The organism is Paenibacillus sp. JCM 10914, from assembly GCF_001315105.1.
Lineage (GTDB): Bacteria > Bacillota > Bacilli > Paenibacillales > Paenibacillaceae > Paenibacillus_AQ.
This window is the reverse complement of sequence record NZ_BAZR01000030.1, coordinates 49,548-66,836: the sequence shown is the minus strand read 5'-3', so window position 1 is coordinate 66,836 and position 17,289 is coordinate 49,548. Positions and strand designations below refer to the sequence as shown.

Annotated in this window: 15 protein-coding genes and 2 pseudogenes; 3 read left to right on the top strand and 14 right to left on the bottom strand. The window is 51.3% G+C overall.

Going from position 1 to position 17,289, the window contains the following annotated elements:
- Positions 1 to 137: 137 nt before the first annotated feature.
- Positions 138 to 587 (bottom strand): hypothetical protein, encoded by a 450-nt coding sequence (locus tag JCM10914_RS30895; RefSeq protein WP_023965441.1) that lies wholly within the window; start codon positions 585 to 587, stop codon positions 138 to 140.
- Entirely contained in the window at positions 563 to 1,228 is a 666-nt protein-coding gene (locus JCM10914_RS30890) for a hypothetical protein (RefSeq protein ID WP_023965440.1), read from the bottom strand. Before JCM10914_RS30890 ends, JCM10914_RS30895 begins: the two co-directional genes overlap by 25 nt.
- Before the next feature lie 184 nt (positions 1,229 to 1,412).
- On the opposite strand from JCM10914_RS30890, the gene JCM10914_RS23435 reads away from it, so the two are divergent.
- On the top strand, positions 1,413 to 2,036 hold the full coding sequence (locus tag JCM10914_RS23435; RefSeq protein WP_370570275.1) for a nucleotidyltransferase domain-containing protein: 624 nt from the start codon (positions 1,413 to 1,415) through the stop codon (positions 2,034 to 2,036).
- A gap of 64 nt (positions 2,037 to 2,100) precedes the next feature.
- Here the strand turns inward: JCM10914_RS23435 and JCM10914_RS23430 are convergent, their stop codons facing one another.
- The 10 genes and pseudogenes from JCM10914_RS23430 to JCM10914_RS23390 form a co-directional block, all read right to left on the bottom strand.
- Positions 2,101 to 3,393: a homocysteine synthase gene (locus tag JCM10914_RS23430; RefSeq protein WP_023965438.1), complete on the bottom strand. Its 1,293-nt coding sequence runs from the start codon at positions 3,391 to 3,393 to the stop codon at positions 2,101 to 2,103.
- Positions 3,394 to 3,534: 141 nt separating this feature from the next.
- On the bottom strand, positions 3,535 to 4,371 hold the full coding sequence (locus JCM10914_RS23425; RefSeq protein ID WP_023965436.1) for an SDR family NAD(P)-dependent oxidoreductase: 837 nt from the start codon (positions 4,369 to 4,371) through the stop codon (positions 3,535 to 3,537).
- 93 nt (positions 4,372 to 4,464) lie between these two features.
- Complete coding sequence (locus tag JCM10914_RS23420; RefSeq protein ID WP_023965434.1) at positions 4,465 to 5,322, bottom strand: ATP-binding cassette domain-containing protein; 858 nt, start codon at positions 5,320 to 5,322, stop codon at positions 4,465 to 4,467.
- Entirely contained in the window at positions 5,315 to 6,157 is an 843-nt protein-coding gene (locus tag JCM10914_RS23415) for a hypothetical protein (RefSeq protein WP_023965430.1), read from the bottom strand. The genes JCM10914_RS23420 and JCM10914_RS23415 overlap by 8 nt, the downstream gene beginning before the upstream one ends.
- Positions 6,138 to 6,824: an RNA polymerase sigma factor gene (locus JCM10914_RS23410; protein WP_023965427.1), complete on the bottom strand. Its 687-nt coding sequence runs from the start codon at positions 6,822 to 6,824 to the stop codon at positions 6,138 to 6,140. The genes JCM10914_RS23415 and JCM10914_RS23410 overlap by 20 nt, the downstream gene beginning before the upstream one ends.
- Positions 6,825 to 6,924: 100 nt before the next feature.
- Positions 6,925 to 9,114, bottom strand: coding sequence for an ABC transporter permease (locus JCM10914_RS23405; RefSeq protein WP_023965426.1), 2,190 nt, complete (start codon positions 9,112 to 9,114; stop codon positions 6,925 to 6,927).
- Positions 9,111 to 9,347, bottom strand: a complete 237-nt coding sequence (locus tag JCM10914_RS30885) for a hypothetical protein (RefSeq protein WP_231638745.1) — start codon at positions 9,345 to 9,347, stop codon at positions 9,111 to 9,113. The genes JCM10914_RS23405 and JCM10914_RS30885 overlap by 4 nt, the downstream gene beginning before the upstream one ends.
- Before the next feature lie 20 nt (positions 9,348 to 9,367).
- Positions 9,368 to 9,976, bottom strand: a complete 609-nt coding sequence (locus JCM10914_RS23400; protein WP_023965422.1) for an ABC transporter ATP-binding protein — start codon at positions 9,974 to 9,976, stop codon at positions 9,368 to 9,370.
- A 270-nt stretch (positions 9,977 to 10,246) separates the two neighbouring features.
- Positions 10,247 to 11,152, bottom strand: coding sequence for an aldo/keto reductase (locus JCM10914_RS23395; protein WP_023965420.1), 906 nt, complete (start codon positions 11,150 to 11,152; stop codon positions 10,247 to 10,249).
- Positions 11,153 to 11,238: 86 nt separating this feature from the next.
- Positions 11,239 to 12,032, bottom strand: a pseudogene (locus tag JCM10914_RS23390) (sulfite exporter TauE/SafE family protein).
- Between the two features lie 120 nt (positions 12,033 to 12,152).
- On the opposite strand from JCM10914_RS23390, the gene JCM10914_RS23385 reads away from it, so the two are divergent.
- Together JCM10914_RS23385 and JCM10914_RS23380 are read left to right on the top strand one after the other, a co-directional pair.
- Entirely contained in the window at positions 12,153 to 12,332 is a 180-nt protein-coding gene (locus tag JCM10914_RS23385) for a hypothetical protein (RefSeq protein WP_023965413.1), read from the top strand.
- Positions 12,333 to 12,590: 258 nt separating this feature from the next.
- Positions 12,591 to 12,929 carry a hypothetical protein gene (locus JCM10914_RS23380; protein WP_023965411.1) on the top strand — a complete coding sequence of 113 codons (339 nt, stop codon included), beginning with the start codon at positions 12,591 to 12,593 and terminating at the stop codon, positions 12,927 to 12,929.
- A 77-nt stretch (positions 12,930 to 13,006) separates the two neighbouring features.
- On the opposite strand, the pseudogene JCM10914_RS23375 reads toward JCM10914_RS23380, so the two are convergent.
- Positions 13,007 to 15,194, bottom strand: a pseudogene (locus JCM10914_RS23375) (alpha-galactosidase).
- 47 nt (positions 15,195 to 15,241) lie between these two features.
- Positions 15,242 to 17,284 (bottom strand): beta-galactosidase, encoded by a 2,043-nt coding sequence (locus JCM10914_RS23370; protein ID WP_036719759.1) that lies wholly within the window; start codon positions 17,282 to 17,284, stop codon positions 15,242 to 15,244.
- Between the last annotated feature and the right edge of the window lie 5 nt (positions 17,285 to 17,289).

Genomic DNA, 17,289 nt, shown 5'->3' with positions numbered 1-17,289 from the left:
GGAGCCTTACACTTATCGCGCAAGGCTCCTTTATATCCGATGTTTTATTAAATTCAAACGTAAGTATGTCTGACTTGGGCAGTTCCTACAATTGAAGCGCTATCATGGAACAATCGGTTCCCACCATTCCCATAACGTTAGGGCGAACATCTTCTTCGCATTTCCAGTCGTGCTCCCGCAATTCGAACCGCGGCCAAATCTGCCGACTGACAGCTGACTTCATATATGCCCTGCCTATAGACCATCCGCAAATCGGTAATGCCGACCCCATTCATCCGCAGCGTTAACTGTGGCTTCATGCGACGGATACGACTGATCATTGCAGCAAATCCGGATACACGATCCACCGGTTCTTCTGAGTCAACGACCTCATAACCTTCCGAGTCCAACACAATCACATCGGCTAAACGGGCGATTTCCGCCGCTGCACCGGGGTCCATGCCTTCTCTCAGAAGCGCTCCGTACCGAATGCGGATAAATCGCTTCTGGTCCATAAGCGTCTGTTCAGCAACTTCCTCTATGAAATTGTGAATAGCAATAAATTCTTCCGCATGTTCTGGCCTTACAGCAGCAGTTCCAACTGACACTCAACACCTTCTGTACTACATTGTTCCATTGCACGGAACAAGGATTCCAGTTGGGCATCCTGCGCTTCCCGTTCCTCCATTGAACTGGAAAGTGAATCGTCCCGCAGTAGACCAACGGCACATTGGGCACCTTGGGCAGCATGAAACACGGACACCCAGTATGAGGTCCACAGCATGATCAATCGCCGTCTTAGCCACGTGCTCTTCTCGCCGCTGCGCGCATGAAGCCAAGAGACGTATACTTCTCGCAGCAGCCCCGACTGGACGGCCTCCTCTCCTCTAATTAAGCCGACACCCTGCACACCTTGGTTAATATCGCGCCGAATCGTGTCAGGTTGGGCAGATCGAGTGAGTACCTTCAATCTGCGGTTTCCATCGCTCCAATTGAGCAAGCGGTTTAAGGAAGGGTGATCTGTGCCGTTGTGCCGGATCCCGGATATTCTCAGAGCTTCCTCAATATGATCCGGAGCGGATAACAACAGCAGAACTTCCTCATGCGTAACGCTTCCCGACATCGCAAGCTGTTTCAACAGCTCACCATCCGGCACAAGATCACCTACGTTTAAGTCATCTACCTCGCTATCCATCTCCACCAGACGCTCTCCCAATCCGCTGCCAGTTCCCCATTGCCTTTCCGTCATGGTTATCCCTCTACTCCCTTTCGCATTGAATTGGATATCGCCTCCATACAGGTTATTATGTGAAATCAGGAATTATACAGGGAACAACGATTATGGACGACCCTAAAAATATCCGCCCATGCGTCCCCTTCAAGCGATGTCTGTTCTGATATAATAAGTCACAATTCCAGATAATCAGAAAGGAGTGGAAAGATTGCGATCCGACTATTCGAATTGGGAGCCGCTTAGCGTAATGGAGATCGTTCACATTTTTAACGATATCCCTGCTCAGTGGTACATTGCGGGAGGTTGGGCCCTCGACTTATATCTGGGTCAGCAATCCAGAGAACATAGCGATATCGATATCACAATCCTTCGAGAAGAACAGACTATCGTGTATGAGAAATTGTCCAGCGAATGGACGCTCTACAAAGCGCATCATGGGAAGCTCAGCCTCTGGGAAAAAGGCGAACATCTCGACATCGTAGGTGATGTATGGGTAAGCCGGGATTGTAAGTCCCCCTTTGCCTTTCAGCTGATGCTAGTGGATACCGAGCAGGAACAGTGGATATATAAGCGGCAACCCGCAATACGAAGACCACTGGACGACATCCTTCTCACGACAGCAAGTGGCGTACCCTATTTAAAACCAGAAATTCAGCTCCTCTACAAGGGTGGTGGTTCACAGGTCCGTCCGAAGGATGAACAGGATCTTATGACCGTGCTACCCATACTGAATGAGCAAGCGAAGGAATGGCTTCGATATGCCCTGAATGAACAGTTCCCCGAGGGCCACCCGTGGGTAACTCAAATCAACAACTCCGGATAAATTACCATGAAAAAAGGCAGCCCTTAGGCTGCCCGTACCAACAATTTTGAGCGATGAGTGCGGTTTACTTCTGGCTCGCCGCGATGGCTTGCTCCAAGTCATACAAGATATCGTCAATCGACTCGGTTCCAATCGACAATCGCAGCAATTCCGGATTCACACCTGCGGTTAACTGTTCGTCTTCGGTCAACTGCTGGTGCGTTGTACTGGCAGGGTGAATAATCAGTGATTTGGAATCACCCACGTTAGCCAGATGCGAGAACAGCTTCACGTTCTCGATCACTTTGCGCCCTGCATCGGCGCCGCCCTTAATCCCAAAGGTGAGAATCGCTCCCTGCCCTTTTGGCAAATACTTGCGGGCCAAGTCGAATGACGGATGGCTGGACAACCCTGCATAGCTGACCCATTCCACGGCCTCGTGATTCTCCAGATACTGAGCAACCTTCAGTGCGTTCTCGCTATGACGCTCGACTCGAAGATGCAGTGTCTCCAGCCCCTGCAGCAATAGCCACGAATTGAATGGCGAGAGCGAAGCGCCGATGTCGCGCAGCAATTGCACTCGTGCTTTGATAATGTAGGCTATCGGTCCAACGGCCTCTGTGTAGACAACCCCATGATAGCTCGGATCCGGCTGCGTCAAGCCCGGGAATTTGTCATTGGCGGTCCAATCGAATTTGCCGCTGTCTACGATCACCCCGCCAATCGACGTACCATGGCCGCCAATGAACTTGGTTGCGGAGTGAACGACAATGTCGGCACCGAACTCAATCGGACGCAGCAAGTACGGGCTCGGGAACGTATTGTCTACAATCAGCGGAATCCCATGCTCGTGTGCAACCTCGGCTACGGCTTCAACATCCAGCACGTTGCCCTGAGGATTACCGATCGTCTCTGCAAAGATTGCCTTCGTCTTGTCGTTTATCGCTTTGCGGAAATTGTCCGGGTCGGTTGAGTCCACAAAATGCACCTTGATCCCCAGCTTTGCCAGTGTGTTGGAGAACAGATTGTACGTCCCACCATAAAGACTGGAGGAGGAAACGATCTCATCACCTGCACCGGCGATGTTCAGAATAGAGAACGTGATGGCGGCCTGCCCGGAGGAAGTTGCCAGCGCACCCGCGCCGCCTTCAAGTGCTGCGATCCGCTTCTCGAACACATCCGTTGTCGGATTCATGATACGCGTATAGATGTTTCCGAATTCCTTAAGTGCAAACAAATTAGCCGCATGCTCGCTGTCCTTGAATCCGTATGAAGTCGTCTGATACAGGGGTACAGCCCGAGACAACGTGGTAGGGTCGAGCTCTTGCCCGGCGTGCACGGCTAACGTTTCGATTGAGAATTGACGTTCTTCTGACATGGATATTTCCTCCCTTTTCTTCACATGGAAAGTTTTGTGGCCTCATAATTTCTCCCATTCTCTCATACTTTCCACGCTTTGAAAAGAGCCAAAACCAACTAAATTCATCGGAATATTCAAAATAATAGTAAAGTTTTCAAGTTAATCGCTTTCATTATCCTTCTCAGCATACACCTTGCCCCAGCCGTACCCCGCTTCTGGCGACGTATCCTCCGGCATACCGGGCAGAATAAGCCCACCATCAATCCGAAGATTAATTCCGGTGATGTACGAAGCGGCGTCCGAGGTGAGCCAGGCGATCGCTTCACCGATATCGGCAGGCGTTCCAAGCCGTCCCAGCGGGATTTTGTTGCCGAGCGGCTCCTCTTCGGCGGACTGTTCCAGCTTATGAACGGTAGCTCCCGGAGCGACGCAGTTCACCCGAATGCCATGCGGTGCCCACTCCAGCGCCAGCGATTGCGCGGCCCGTATAAGCGCAGCCTTCATGCCGCCGTAAATGCTATCCTTCGGGTACGCCCTCTCCCCTCTGGATGAAGTGATGAAGATAATATTCCCTGCGACTCCTCGGGCGATCATATCCTGCACCGCATACTTGCTGAGCAGCATCGGAGCTCTGAAATCCAGATGAATCATCGTGTCCAGACCGTCCTCCGCAAGTTCCGTGAGTCCCTCATGAATGCCTAGTCCTGCATTGTTTACGAGCAGATCCACGCGTCCCAACTCTTCCACGGTCTTACGAATCGTATTCTCGGCTTCGCTGCGAATCGTCAGATCGCTCTGAATAATAAGCGGCTCCTTGCCGTAGATATGGCGTAAATCCTCGGCTAGCGATACGATCCCATCCTTGCTTGAATTGTAGGTGAGCGCAAGCCGGTACCCTTTCTCGGCCAGTATCTTGGCGATACCTCTTCCGATTCCGGCACCGCCTCCCGTAACGAGGGCGACCTTCTCCGTTCCATGATTACTAACGGTTCCCATTCATCTCTCTCCCTTCGGGTTCGGATATCTTATACTCTTCCTTACCCTGTTCAGTCAGAGATGATTGACCTATTATAAGATCTGCGTCTAACTTCAGCCCCGTCTGGCCAATGCGTTCATATGCAGGAAGAAGGTATCCTCCAGCGTTGGTTCCTTCTCCGTAAACTCCAACCCGGGCTGCTTCTTGCCCATCATTCTAACCTTCATGAACCGTTCCGTCATTTGAAAATGAATGAGTAATTCCTGCGGAATCTGCTCGAACGATTCCAGGTCTACCTCTCCTTCCCACACGCTTGCAGCTACGTTTTGCTTCCACGACTTAGGCGAGCCGATATAGCGGAGGCGACCACGATGGATCCAGATTACTGTATCCGCCGCTTCCTCCCACTCGTTCAATTCATGGGCGGCTACGATGACCATCCTGCCGATCGCATACCGTGTAAGATAGGTAATGAGGAACTTGCGCTCCTCCGCATCCATCCCGTTCAAGGGCTCATCGAGGAAGAGAAAGGACGGCGCGGCAAGCAGCGCTTGCACGATGGCAATACGCCGCTGAACTCCTTGCGATAAATTTTTTACTTTCAGCTGCCGTACAGGCTCCAGCCTGAAATCACTGATCAGCCTTTCAATAGTGTCCGGGTTATAGATTCCTTTCAGCTCGGCCATATACGTCAGCAGTTTGCCTACCTTCATATCACCGTACAGCTCAATGTCTGCCGGCACATACCCAATCTGACTGCGAATAAGCGGGAGATGTTGCTGTGCCTTGCGTCCGCTGTACAGGATTTCGCCAGCATCCGGGGGCTGGAGCGTCGTCAACAGTTCAATCAACGTCGTTTTGCCTGCCCCGTTCGATCCAACAATCAGATTCAATCCCGAATGAATCCTTGCATGGTCAATTTCCAGTCGATACGTCCCGCTCTGGCGCTCCAGCCCCTCGATACTAATCATGCGACATTCTCCGGGCTCCGTTCAATTTGAGGCTGCGTCCGTATGAAGAGATCAGCAACAGCACGCCGACGGTCATCAACACAAGGTCGGTTAACATTTTACCTGTTATAGACACGCCGTAATCGACGATCTGTCCCTGAATGACGATCCACATCCCGTACACAAACACGGCCGTTACGAAGGAGACCATCATCCCTTTGCGGAAGAGCATATACATGGCCGCCCCGCCTGTGACAAGCACAATGCCCAGCCACTCCATCATGAAAGGCCCGAACAGAAAGTAAGAATTCTCTGCCTGTATCGATCGAAGTCCCAGTATAAACGTACTGAGCAGAGCCATGCCCACGACAATTCCCGTAACCAACAGCAGGCGCGTATAAAGCACAAGCGCTGGTGGATAAGGCGTCAGAGTCTCAACCGCCCGCATCCCTTTATCCCAGGTTCGGCTGCTGAACAGCATCGAGATAATCAAGAGTAGAGGTGTAATCAACGGGAAAATACCACCGGGCAATCCAGCGAATTGATCCAGCGGCGTCGTAGGATCAATCAGCAGCACCAGCATCGTGAATACCGCACCAGCCGTTAGCAGAATGGAGCGCTGATTCAGACGAATCTGGCTGCGCAAAATCTGCTTCAATGAGGGCGGGTCGACCTGCGGGTTAAAATCAAGCTTGGGTGATTGTGGATCCATCTTCAACTGATCGAACTCGCCTTGCAGTGACGTGATAAGCCTGGCCGTCTCGTTGCCCGATGGAGCCGGCGGCGCTGCACGCCGGAGCGGTCCCCGTAGTTCTTCCTCGAGCTTGCTCAATTCATTATCGAATGGATGACCCATGGTAATACACCTCGCTTTCTTTTGCATTCTGATGTGCTTCTTCTTCCGATTTGGAACGGTTTCGAACTTGGGCATCGGCTGCTTCTCTCGACAGTTTCTTTGTCGCGGGTATCGGAACAAGACCTGATCGCTCTAGCGTTAGCGTCTTCTTCAGCTTTCGCAAGCCGTTATATAAGTGCGTCTTCACCGTACTCAGGGGGAGATCAACCAGGTCCGCGATTTCCTGCAGCTTCAGATCATGGAAGAATCGAAGCGAGATGACTTCCTGCTGAATGTCCGGCAGGCTCTCAAGCGAAGCTGCAATTTCCAGAGAAGTCTCCTGCTGCTCCATCAATTCTTCGGCGCCTGGTGCCGGATCATAAGCGTCGGGCAAATCCTCCCCTGCAGGTCCCTCAGACCTGAAGGTGGCGCTTTTCCAGTAGTCTTTGCACAAATTAAGCGCAACCCGGTACAACCACGAGCGTACATGCTCGAGCGTACCATGCGTCTTCAGATGCCGGATTAATCGAATAAAGGTTTCCTGTACGATATCCTGGGCCTTCTGACTGTCCTCCAGCCGCCTGGTGGTATAACTCAACAGTGGCCCATGGTACCTCGTCACCAGCATTTCGAACGCTTCCTGGTCACCTGCAGCCATACGCTCTGACAACTGCTGATCGGAAATCATGACTCTCCCCCTTTCTACGTGTAGCTTATCCTTCCCAATTCCATGCTCTCTCTATTATAACGAAGGTGTGGATTTGTGCACGAATGCGGTCAAGCTAGCGTTAACGACCATTCATGACCCGGTCCCACTCCTGCTCCCATTGTGAGTACGAAATCGGCTCCTCCAGCGGCCGTAGCGGATTCGAATTCGTGTTGGGCATCATGAGGCCTTGCTGATAGAAATGTGTTAAAATCTGCTTCACCTGATCCCCTTTCCCTTCCAGCAGCGCTCGTCTGACTTTGGTTGCCATCGTAATGCCGATTTTGTTCTGAGGATCCGTTCCGTTGCCATTCTTGAATAACAGTTCCTGTACGGATCTCAGGTTCATATAAGCGGACTTTAACTGTTTATCGCTTAAGCCCTTCTCCTCGATATAGTACAAATACCAGAACAGACTACTGATCTTTCCGCGGACATCCCGCTCTGGATATTCATAACCATAGCCCAGGCTAGCCTGGGAACCGAATAAGATATAGTTCATCCACTCGCCCGCCAGGTTTGGAGGATTATAACGATCCTGAATCGATAAAACAATCTGATCATGCTGTCTGCTTAAGTTGTTGCCCTGACCAAGGAATAATATCGTGTCGATACCGGAGCGAAACGAAGGTAGCCAGCTGCTGAAATAATCATGCTTCTGCTGCAGATCCTCGGCCAACCCGATTGTCGCATTCTTCATATAAGGCGTCGTGACGAACCTATAAGGAAGCCCAGCCTTCTGCACTTCGATCCAGTTCTCCCCTCCATAAAGAGAGAGGTTCTGCGTCATCCCGCTCTGCGCAAACTGCTGATAACCAGGTCTGCGCTCCAGCTCTTCAAGCCCCGTATAAATGGGATGATCATACCCCTTGACGGTTAACCTCATGTCACCGTAGGAATAGGCCATCAATCCATTGCTTCCACCCGTAAAGATACGCGAAGGCATCTCTGCGGTATCTTTGAGATACACGTTCTGATGACCCGGCAACGGATACCATGCCATGTACCCTTCCAATCTCACTTCAGAACGAATACTGTATGCATATAGTCCAGCCCCTTGAAGGCTATACTCATGGACTTTGCCCGAATAAATGAGTTCCACCTCAATCATGTCATGCTGCCCCTCAGGTAACACGATGGTTATGGAATCACCTTGTCTGCGATAGTCCACTTTCTCAGTCGCAACCCGAACTTCGTCCAATGTAAACATGCGATTTAAGGTAAGTGGGAGCACTCCTGTATGCTGAAGCCCCTCAGAAGATGCTTGCAGCATGGTACGAATCCGGAGGGTATCATCCTTGAGCCGTTCCAGCTCGATATCATAAGATGCAATGGGAAACACCTCTACCGGAGATTTATAACCCTCATCCAACGTCACCACGAGCGGATCCTTAAGCTTCTCCGCCGTTTGTTCGTAGCGCTCGGCCCATAAACCAAAGTAAGGCAGTGCAGCGGCCGAGGTTAACAAGCTCCCGCCTACGAGCAGTGCCCACATCGACTTTTTCCATCTTGTCGGTCTCGTCTGATTCAGCAGCAACAGGACTACCGTCAACAGCAAGATGGTAAAGGCAATCACGAACCAGCGTGAGCGAAGGATTTCATCATGGTATAACTCATTGCTCCAATTCTCGTACATGAAGGTATTGGTCTGCAGGAAGAATTGATTTAGATGAAACACTTTCATCGGGTACAAGCTGGATCCCGAAATGATAAAGATATCCATAAAAAAGGTGCCGAACATCCAGGCGCAAAATCCGATCAAATACACGATGCGGTTCGGGATGCTTGCGCCAAGCAGCATCGCCAGCGCAAGTGTGACCAAATATGAAATCTCATATTGCAAGGCAAAACCTACCGTATTCTTCAACGCAATGACGCTGTCAATCCCTTGGCTCACCGATATCACATAGAAGATGACAGACGTTGATAACGTGAACAAGGAGAAATAGAACATACTCACGGCATACTTGGATGACAATAATGTTAAGAAAGACACGGGTAAGCTATGGTTCCATTCGAATGAACGCCGTCTGATATCTCTGCGAATGGACAAAATACCGATCAGCATAGCGGGACCCAGCGTCATCGTATGGCCAAGCATATGAAACGAGTAAGCCGCACTGTACAGATTGTCGGCCGCACTGGTGCTTCCTGCGGCTTTTAGCATAATGGACACAAACAGGATGGCATATAGAACAGGCAATGAAATGAATAGCGGGTTACCGAACAGCAGCCGAAGCTCCAGCAGACTATGTCTCCACCACTTGCTCATAGGGCCCCCTTCCGCAGCAGCGCCAAATACCCATCTTCTAGAGTAGGGACAGCCGCATGCGCGTGGTCTATCGGCGCGTATTCTCCGATGAATCGGCATAATATACCTTCAGGGACCGTCCGCGTAGCCACGATATGCCTCGGCTCCATCTGTGCGAATTCCTCCGGACTGATGACAGCTTCCCATACGTACCCCTGACCGCACGCCTGAAGCTCGGCCAGACTTCCCGTCATCGCCAGATTTCCTTTATTCATCACGCGATATGGCGGCAATTGCTCTCAATATCTGCCACAATATGCGTGGAGAGCAGGACCGTCCGATTAATGCTGAATCGTGTTAGTACGTTGCGAAACCTTACCCTTTCCTGCGGATCAAGTCCCGAAGTCGGCTCATCAACGACGAGTACGTCCGGTGACCCGAGCAGGGCTTGGGCAATTCCGATCCGCTGCTTCATGCCGCCCGAATAAGTCCGAACCTTCATGTCGGCTTTATCTTGCAGATTTACCGTCTCAAGCAGTCTGGCAATTTCCCGCTGTCTGGCCATTCGATCCGTTATTCCTTTCATAACGGCTACATAATCCAGATAATCCCGTCCCGTCAGCTGCGGGTAGATATGAAAATGCTGTGGCAGATAGCCGATAAGACGTCGAACCTCCTCCGGACGTTCCAAGGGAATGCCATTCACGGTGATTTTCCCGGATGTAGGTGCCAACAAGGTTGACAAGATGCGCATCAACGTCGTTTTGCCTGCACCATTGGGGCCGAGCAGACCGGTCATGCCCGTATCCAGTTGTAATGAAATATCGGTGAGTGCCTTGACACCTTTACGATAGGTTTTATTTAAATGCTCAATGGTAATCATTCCAGGATCCTTTCACCATCTTATATATAAGAAGTGTGCCGCGCGGCTCTAGTGTGAAAACGAGGCATATGCAATAAAAGTTTGCGACCGGGTGTACGATCATTTTAAAAAGTATAAAAAGCCCGTCATCCATATACGGATCGCGGGCGGTGTTCGTTCATAGCATCAACCTACACGTAGTATAACATGCAACTCGATAGATAATTCCTCTTGTTAATTATCAATCATTCATGACCGTAATTATTCATGACGTGAGCTACTCTTCCCATGCTATCGATGAGCATCGTAGCGGTTGGCACGGCTAATCGTTTGCAGCGTCTGAACCTGCTGCGTCGTCAACTCCGGCATATCGCCAGCAGCGATGTTTGCCCGCAGCTGATCAAGTGAACTGGCACCCGGAATGGCGCAGGCAACAGCCGCATGAGACAAGGCATAGCGAATGGCCGTCTTGGATAGGTCTGCTCCATGGGCTGCTTCCGCGAATTGAACGAGTATGTCTTCCAGCTCCTGCTGGCGATAATCCAGATACCCCTTCTCGGCCTTGGCCTTTCCGCCGTCAGACAAAATACCTCGCGCCACCGGTCCCCGGGCAATTAGCGATATCTCATTCTGGGCGAGCAAATCCAGCACTTCCTCCTCCGGTCTCCGATCCAGAATGCTGTACTGGCTCATCACACTTACGATGTTGGAGCGTTTCACATACTCCCGGATTACGTTCGGACGAATTGAGGAAATGCCATAATAACGAATGAGCCCTTCTTGTTTAAGCTCTTCAAACGCCTCAATTGTCTCGTCAAGCGGATCGTCAAGCGTACCCCCATGAAGTTGATACAAATCGATATAATCGGTGTTCAGCCGTCTGAGGCTGTCCTTTACCGCCGTCTTTATGTATGACTTCGATGGATCCCAGATCCAGCCCTCCTTGCCTGGAACGCGCCGATTGCCCACCTTCGTGGCCAGAATGACTTGATCCCGGCGACCTTGGATCGCTTTACCTACAAGTTCCTCGTTACGCCCCTCATCATATAAATCTGCCGTGTCCAAGAGGTTCACTCCACGATCCAACGCCTCGCTAACAAGCTCCGTTGCCACGGCCTCATCCGTTCCCAGCGACATGCAGCCCAGGCCAATCTCACTGACGTACAACTCCGATGATCCGAGTTGGTTCTTTCTCATATGTAACGCCTCCTTCATTCTTCATTAACGTGTCCCGTTACGTTAGATTACCCCATTCTTCACTTCATCAACGCACAAAGCCTGGTTCAACTCACGATATCCATCCAGATCTTAACCGCTGTCATGGCAATGAGGACAACGAGCGCATATCGCAGCAGCCGCACATTCATTCTGCGGCTTACCACTGCACCAATCGGAGCACCCAGGAGACTGCCGACCACCGCAAATATCGAGAGCATAACTGGAATGTCGCCAGAAGCGAATTTACCGATAACCCCGCCCACGGCAGATAGAAACACAATCGCCAGAGAGGAAGCAATCGTAATACGGGTCGGGATCTTCAGTATCGTAAGCATGATGGGGATCAGAATAAAAGCTCCGCCTGCACCAACGATTCCTGCAATCCCACCCACAATGAAAGCTGAGCTAATGGCTATTGAGCGGTTGTAATTCACTTCGCTTAGCGCAAGCTGTTCCATGGAAGCCCTGGTCGGAAGCACCATCAGGATGACTGCGATGACCGCGAGGAACCCATAGATCATATTAATGGCATCACTGCTCATCAGTATGGAGGACAGACTGCCAATCAGGCTGCCGACCAGCGTACTGACACCCATCTGCAGCACCAAGGTCTATGGACGTATCGTTCTCCCTTACGCCCGATTACCCGATTGGTAATCATACCCGACAATGAAGCAAAGAACACCTGCAGCATGCTGATCGCTGCCACTTCCTTCGGGGTCAAAGCCTCAAGTCCGAACCAGGGAGGGACGTATAACAATAACGGAAAGTTGACAATCGCCCCGCCGATTCCCAGTAACCCTGAGAAGAAGGAACCGATGAGACCAATTAAGATCATTACGGCAAGCTGTACTATCAAGATGATCGATCCCCGTTCATTAGATATCTGGTAGGGTCACTTAACTCTTGAAGGGACCCGCTTCATAGATTATAATAAAACCAAGTATTTATATCGGAAAATAAGGTGGTGTAAGACGGCATGTTCACAAAATTCAAACGCCTCTTCCAAGACCGTTGTCCGGACTGTGAACAGAAGCTGATCACGAAGCAAGGCGAGATGGCATTGATCAAGCACTGCCCTGATCACCATTACACCGAAGAAATCTATAACCAGTTGGGCGTGACCATTGTGTACCACCCTAGCAAGGACAACCATTAGGTGATATGCTCATCACACTGTATTGATTATATCATGTTCTCCTCTAATCTCCGTCAGCAAGCCTTAACAGAAGCAGGGTGACCAGGCCCCCCATTTCTACCCATATTCCCTCCATTCTTTGATTTCACCGTTTCCGTTGTTCATTGTGTTCTATCTTAGCACGTAATTCTGAAGCACTGACCTAAATTTTGAAAATAAGGAACGCGCCGGATGGACAGACTAGCGGTAAAATCACAGAAGTTAAGGAAGGTGTTTAGCGTGAATTCAACCGTAACCGACATCACGAACTGGCTGCAGTCCAAACATAATCATACACTGTACATCACAAAGACCGAGGAGCATGATCAAGACGAGACTACCCTGCAGTTACAATCGTACGAGCACCAACAGAATCAAGCTCTCTCCATTGACGGATATGGCGAGCATCATGCCCTGCTTCTGCATGGTCACGGCAAAATCACGACTTCGGGTCATGAAGCACCCCTTCCAGGCAACGCTTATGTCATCGCATTAGACGGACTTCAAGGAAGCGACGTTCAAGAAGATCATCTAATCCTCCGAACTAACCGGGGCACCTACTCCATTACAACTGATTAAGGAGTACATGCGGAAACAGGCCACCCACATGTCATCTCATGTGGGTGGCCTTATGTTTATGCTAGGAATGATTACCGTTAGATTCGTTTAAACTGCCAAAGATAGCTCTGAAAATCACCGTGCATCGATGGAATCGTCAACCCAGAGTTCATGAGACGATCGCCACCGTATACCTGCCCATCTTCCAAGCATTCATAATCCCCCTCCGGGTCGAGTCCTTGGGTACGAAGCCAACGAATCGGCTCATTCCCCTCACTCAGGACGCGAAAGTAATACAGGACGCTTCGGAGCGATCCTCTGAAACGACCGTCCACGCCGCCTCATTGCTCTCGAACGGATTACGCAAGCGATAGAAATCACCGAATTGGACCAAATGCCGGATCTCCTTATACAGCTCAATCTGCTGACGAACCTCTTCCTTCTCCTGTTCCGTAAAGGCCGTCAAGTCCAGCTCATATCCAAAATTACCAGACATGGCCGCATGGCCGCGAGTTCGGAGCGAGGTGTTCCGATGCACCTGATGGTTCGGTACCGCCGATACGTGCGCACCCATCGAGCTGAGCGGATACACCAGGCTCGTGCCGTACTGAATCTTAAGCCTGCTGATCGCGTCCGAATTATCGCTTGTCCATGTCTGAGGCATATAATACAGCATCCCCGGGTCATATCGTCCACCGCCGCCGGAGCAGCTCTCGAACAGTATATGCGGAAACTCCGTGGTTAATTGCTCCATCACACGGTACAACCCTAACATGTAGCGGTGCGCGGTTTCCCGCTGTCGCTCCGGCGGCAAGGAGGCGGAGCCGATCTCCGTCATGTTCCGGTTCATATCCCACTTCACGTACGTGATCGGGGCACTCTGCAGAATGCTTCGTACCATGCCGGCAATTGCATCGCACACTTCTTCGCGCGCAAAATCCAATATCAGCTGCTGTCGGCCTTCCGTTCTCCTGCGGTCCGGGACGTGGAGGCACCAATCCGGATGGTTGCGGTACAGATCACTATCTGGCGAGATCATCTCCGGCTCAAACCACAGGCCGAACTCCAGGCCCAGATTACGCACACGCTGCACCAGGTCCTCTAGCCCGCCAGGCAGCTTGTTGCGGTCCACAATCCAGTCCCCAAGCGAGCTATTATCCGCGTTACGCTTGCCGAACCAACCGTCATCCAGCACGAACAGTTCAACCCCGAGTCCTTGCGCTTCCTTCGCGATGTCCTCGATTTTATCTGCATTGAAATCAAAATAGGTCGCTTCCCAGTTGTTCACGAGTACCGGCCGGGTGCGATCCCTGAAATGCCCGCGACTTAGACGGGTCCGGTACAACTTGTGGTAACGCCTTGACATCCCGCCAAGCCTTCGGCCGAATATACCATCACGGCCTCGGGTGTCTGGAAGGATTGTCCCGGTTCAAGCAGCCACGAGAAATCAAATGGATTGATTCCCATGACGACCCGTGTCGTATCGTATTGGTCAACCTCAACCTGTGCCGAAAAATTACCGCTATAGACGAGGCTGAAGCCGTATACCTCTCCAGTCTCTTCCCCGGCGCCGTCGGACAACAAGGCGAGAAAAGGATTATGGTTATGACTGCTGGAACCCCGCCGACTCTCGATCCCCTGCATGCCCGGAGACAGCTTTCTTCGGTGTACATGGCGTTCTTTCGCCCAAGCACCGTGCAAGTGCAGAAGCTCATAAGCGCTGTGCTTCATGTCCACGCTGATACTCATGGCGCGAAGCAGATTTATATTCTCCGTTCCTTCGTTATGCAGTGTTACCGAGCGTGTGATGGCATCGAACGACTTCATAACGGTATAGGATAGATAGATCGTCAGCCCGCTGATGGGGTCAACCAGCTTCAGTTCCAACGTATCTGCTTCATCATCCTGTTCAGTATAGACAGCTGGAAGTCCGGCCAGCTTGGGCTTGCCGCTGTATATGCGATGCGATACATATTCCGCTTCAGCCACCGTCGTCCCGTTCGCCAGCTGTACTTGGTATGCCGGCTGCCTGAAGTCGCCGCTGCCGTACCCTGGATATTCCTGCGGCAAGCTGTCGAAGGAGAAAGCGGCATCATCGCGGAACGGAGTCGGCGAGAACGATGCTCTTCCTCTGCGCTCAAGCAGTCCGCCTACATGTTCATCCCGTATCTTGCTACCCCAATATGCATGTGCTGGATATACGCCTCTTACCAACTGAATCACGTAACTGGAGCGATCGCTCTGCAGATGAAACAAACCTTGTTCCTCATGAAAATATATACTCACTGCTATGTCCTCCCTGCCTTGGTTCGAAAGTGGGATAACGGGCAGGCTTAAGGCCTTCCCGCTGCGCTTCCTTCCATAATCATAACGTCCCGTCCAGGAATCGTCGTGAGCCCGGAGATCGGCAGCCCGCTCAGAATTTCGATTCGATTGGCAGAACCTGCATCAAACGTCATCGCTTCAGCATTATGGTTCATCACGAACAGGTATGAACGGCCGTCCTTCACCCGCTCCGCTACCTCCACACCGTGCGGCGTATTCAGTAGCGGCTTCACACCTTGTTCTTCGCACAGATTAGCGAGCAAAGCCTGAAGGAATGCTGCATCCGGACTGCTCGCCACGTAGTAGGACTGTCCCTTTCCGAAGCGGTTCCTCGTCAGTACCGGGGTTCCCTTGTAATAATCGGAGCCGTATTCCGCCAATATCTCCGCGGTTTCACCATGGATGACGTCGCACAAAATTCCACAGGAATAACTTCCACGCAGCGCCCCCCATTCCTGCTTAATCACGATCTCATTTTGCTGACCCGGGAGCAATGCATCCAGTTCCTCCGCCCATATGCCCAGCAACTGGCGAAGCTCTCCCGGATAGCCGCCAAGTGTCACGAGATCATGCTCATTAACAATACCGCTGAAGAAGGTTGTCAGGAAGGTCCCTCCCTCCGATACAAACCGTTCAACTCGCTTGGCAAAGCCTGGTTTCACCATATACATCACTGGGGCGATCACAATGTCATACTTGTCCAAATCTTCTTCCACGCCGATGATATCCGTCTGAATATTCATCTGGAATAAAGCGTCATAATACTTATGGAGCTCATCGACATAGTTCAGCGCTTTGCTTGGACCGCTCGACAAGTCCAGGGCCCAGCGATTCTCCCAATCATATATTACGGCTACTCGCGCTCTGGAGCGGGAATCCACGATCTTGTCTCCGAGAGTCCCGAGCTCCTGACCAAGCGTCGCACACTCGCGAAAAACGCGCGTATGTTCATGTCCCGCATGTTCAATGAGTGCGCCATGGAATTTCTCGCATGCCCCCACGGAGCGGCGCAATTGGAAGAACATAACCGTATCGGCCCCGTGGGCCATCGCTTGATAACTCCATAACCTCATTACGCCCGGACGTTTGGCTGAGTTATAAGGTGACCAGTTCTGTACGCTTGGCGTCTGTTCCATCAGCATAAAGGGCTGGCCGCTCTTCAATCCCCGCATTAAGTTGTGGGCCATAGCGGTAAAGCTGACCGGCGTATCGATGGCCGGATAGTTATCCCAAGAGATGACATCCATATGTTTTGCCCATTCGAAATAATCCAGCTCCGGATAAAATCCCATCAAATTCGTAGTAATCGGAATGTCCGGCGTAATCCGCTTCAGCTCATCCCGTTCCAGACGGTAGCATGTCAGTAGACTATCCGACTGAAAGCGACGATAGTCCAGCGAGATGCCCTGAAAGAACGTCCGATTCCCTCCGAACTCCTCACTGAGCGCGTTCGGAACGACGATCTCGTCCCAGTCATAGAAGGTGTGTCCCCAGAACCCGCTGTTCCAATCCGCATTCAGCGCTTCAAGCGAGCCGTAACGCTCTTGCAGCCATAAGCGAAATGCTTGTTCACAGTTATCGCAATAGCAATACCCGCCATATTCATTAGAAACATGCCATATGGCCAATGACGGATGGTCCTTGTATCGTTCAGCCAGCTTCCGCGCCATGATCGGTGCGAATCTACGGTAGGTGGGGCTGTTCGGACAGGAATTATGCCTTCCACCGAACTTCCGTTTACGCCCTTCATAATCCACGCGGAGAATATCGGGATATCGCTTGGCCATCCAGGCCGGATGCGCTCCCGTACTTGTCGCCAGGCACACCTGGATCTGCTCTGCAGCCATTCGATCCATGATACGGTCCAGCCATTGGAAGTCATACGTTTCTTCATTACGCTGGGATCTGGCCCAAGAGAATACGTTCAGCGTTACTACATCAATACCGGCCAACTCAAACATTCTTATATCCTCTTCCATGGTCGCTTGATCCCACTGCTCCGGATTATAGTCCCCGCCGTACCAAATCTTAGGCAATCGTTCGTTAATCATCATAA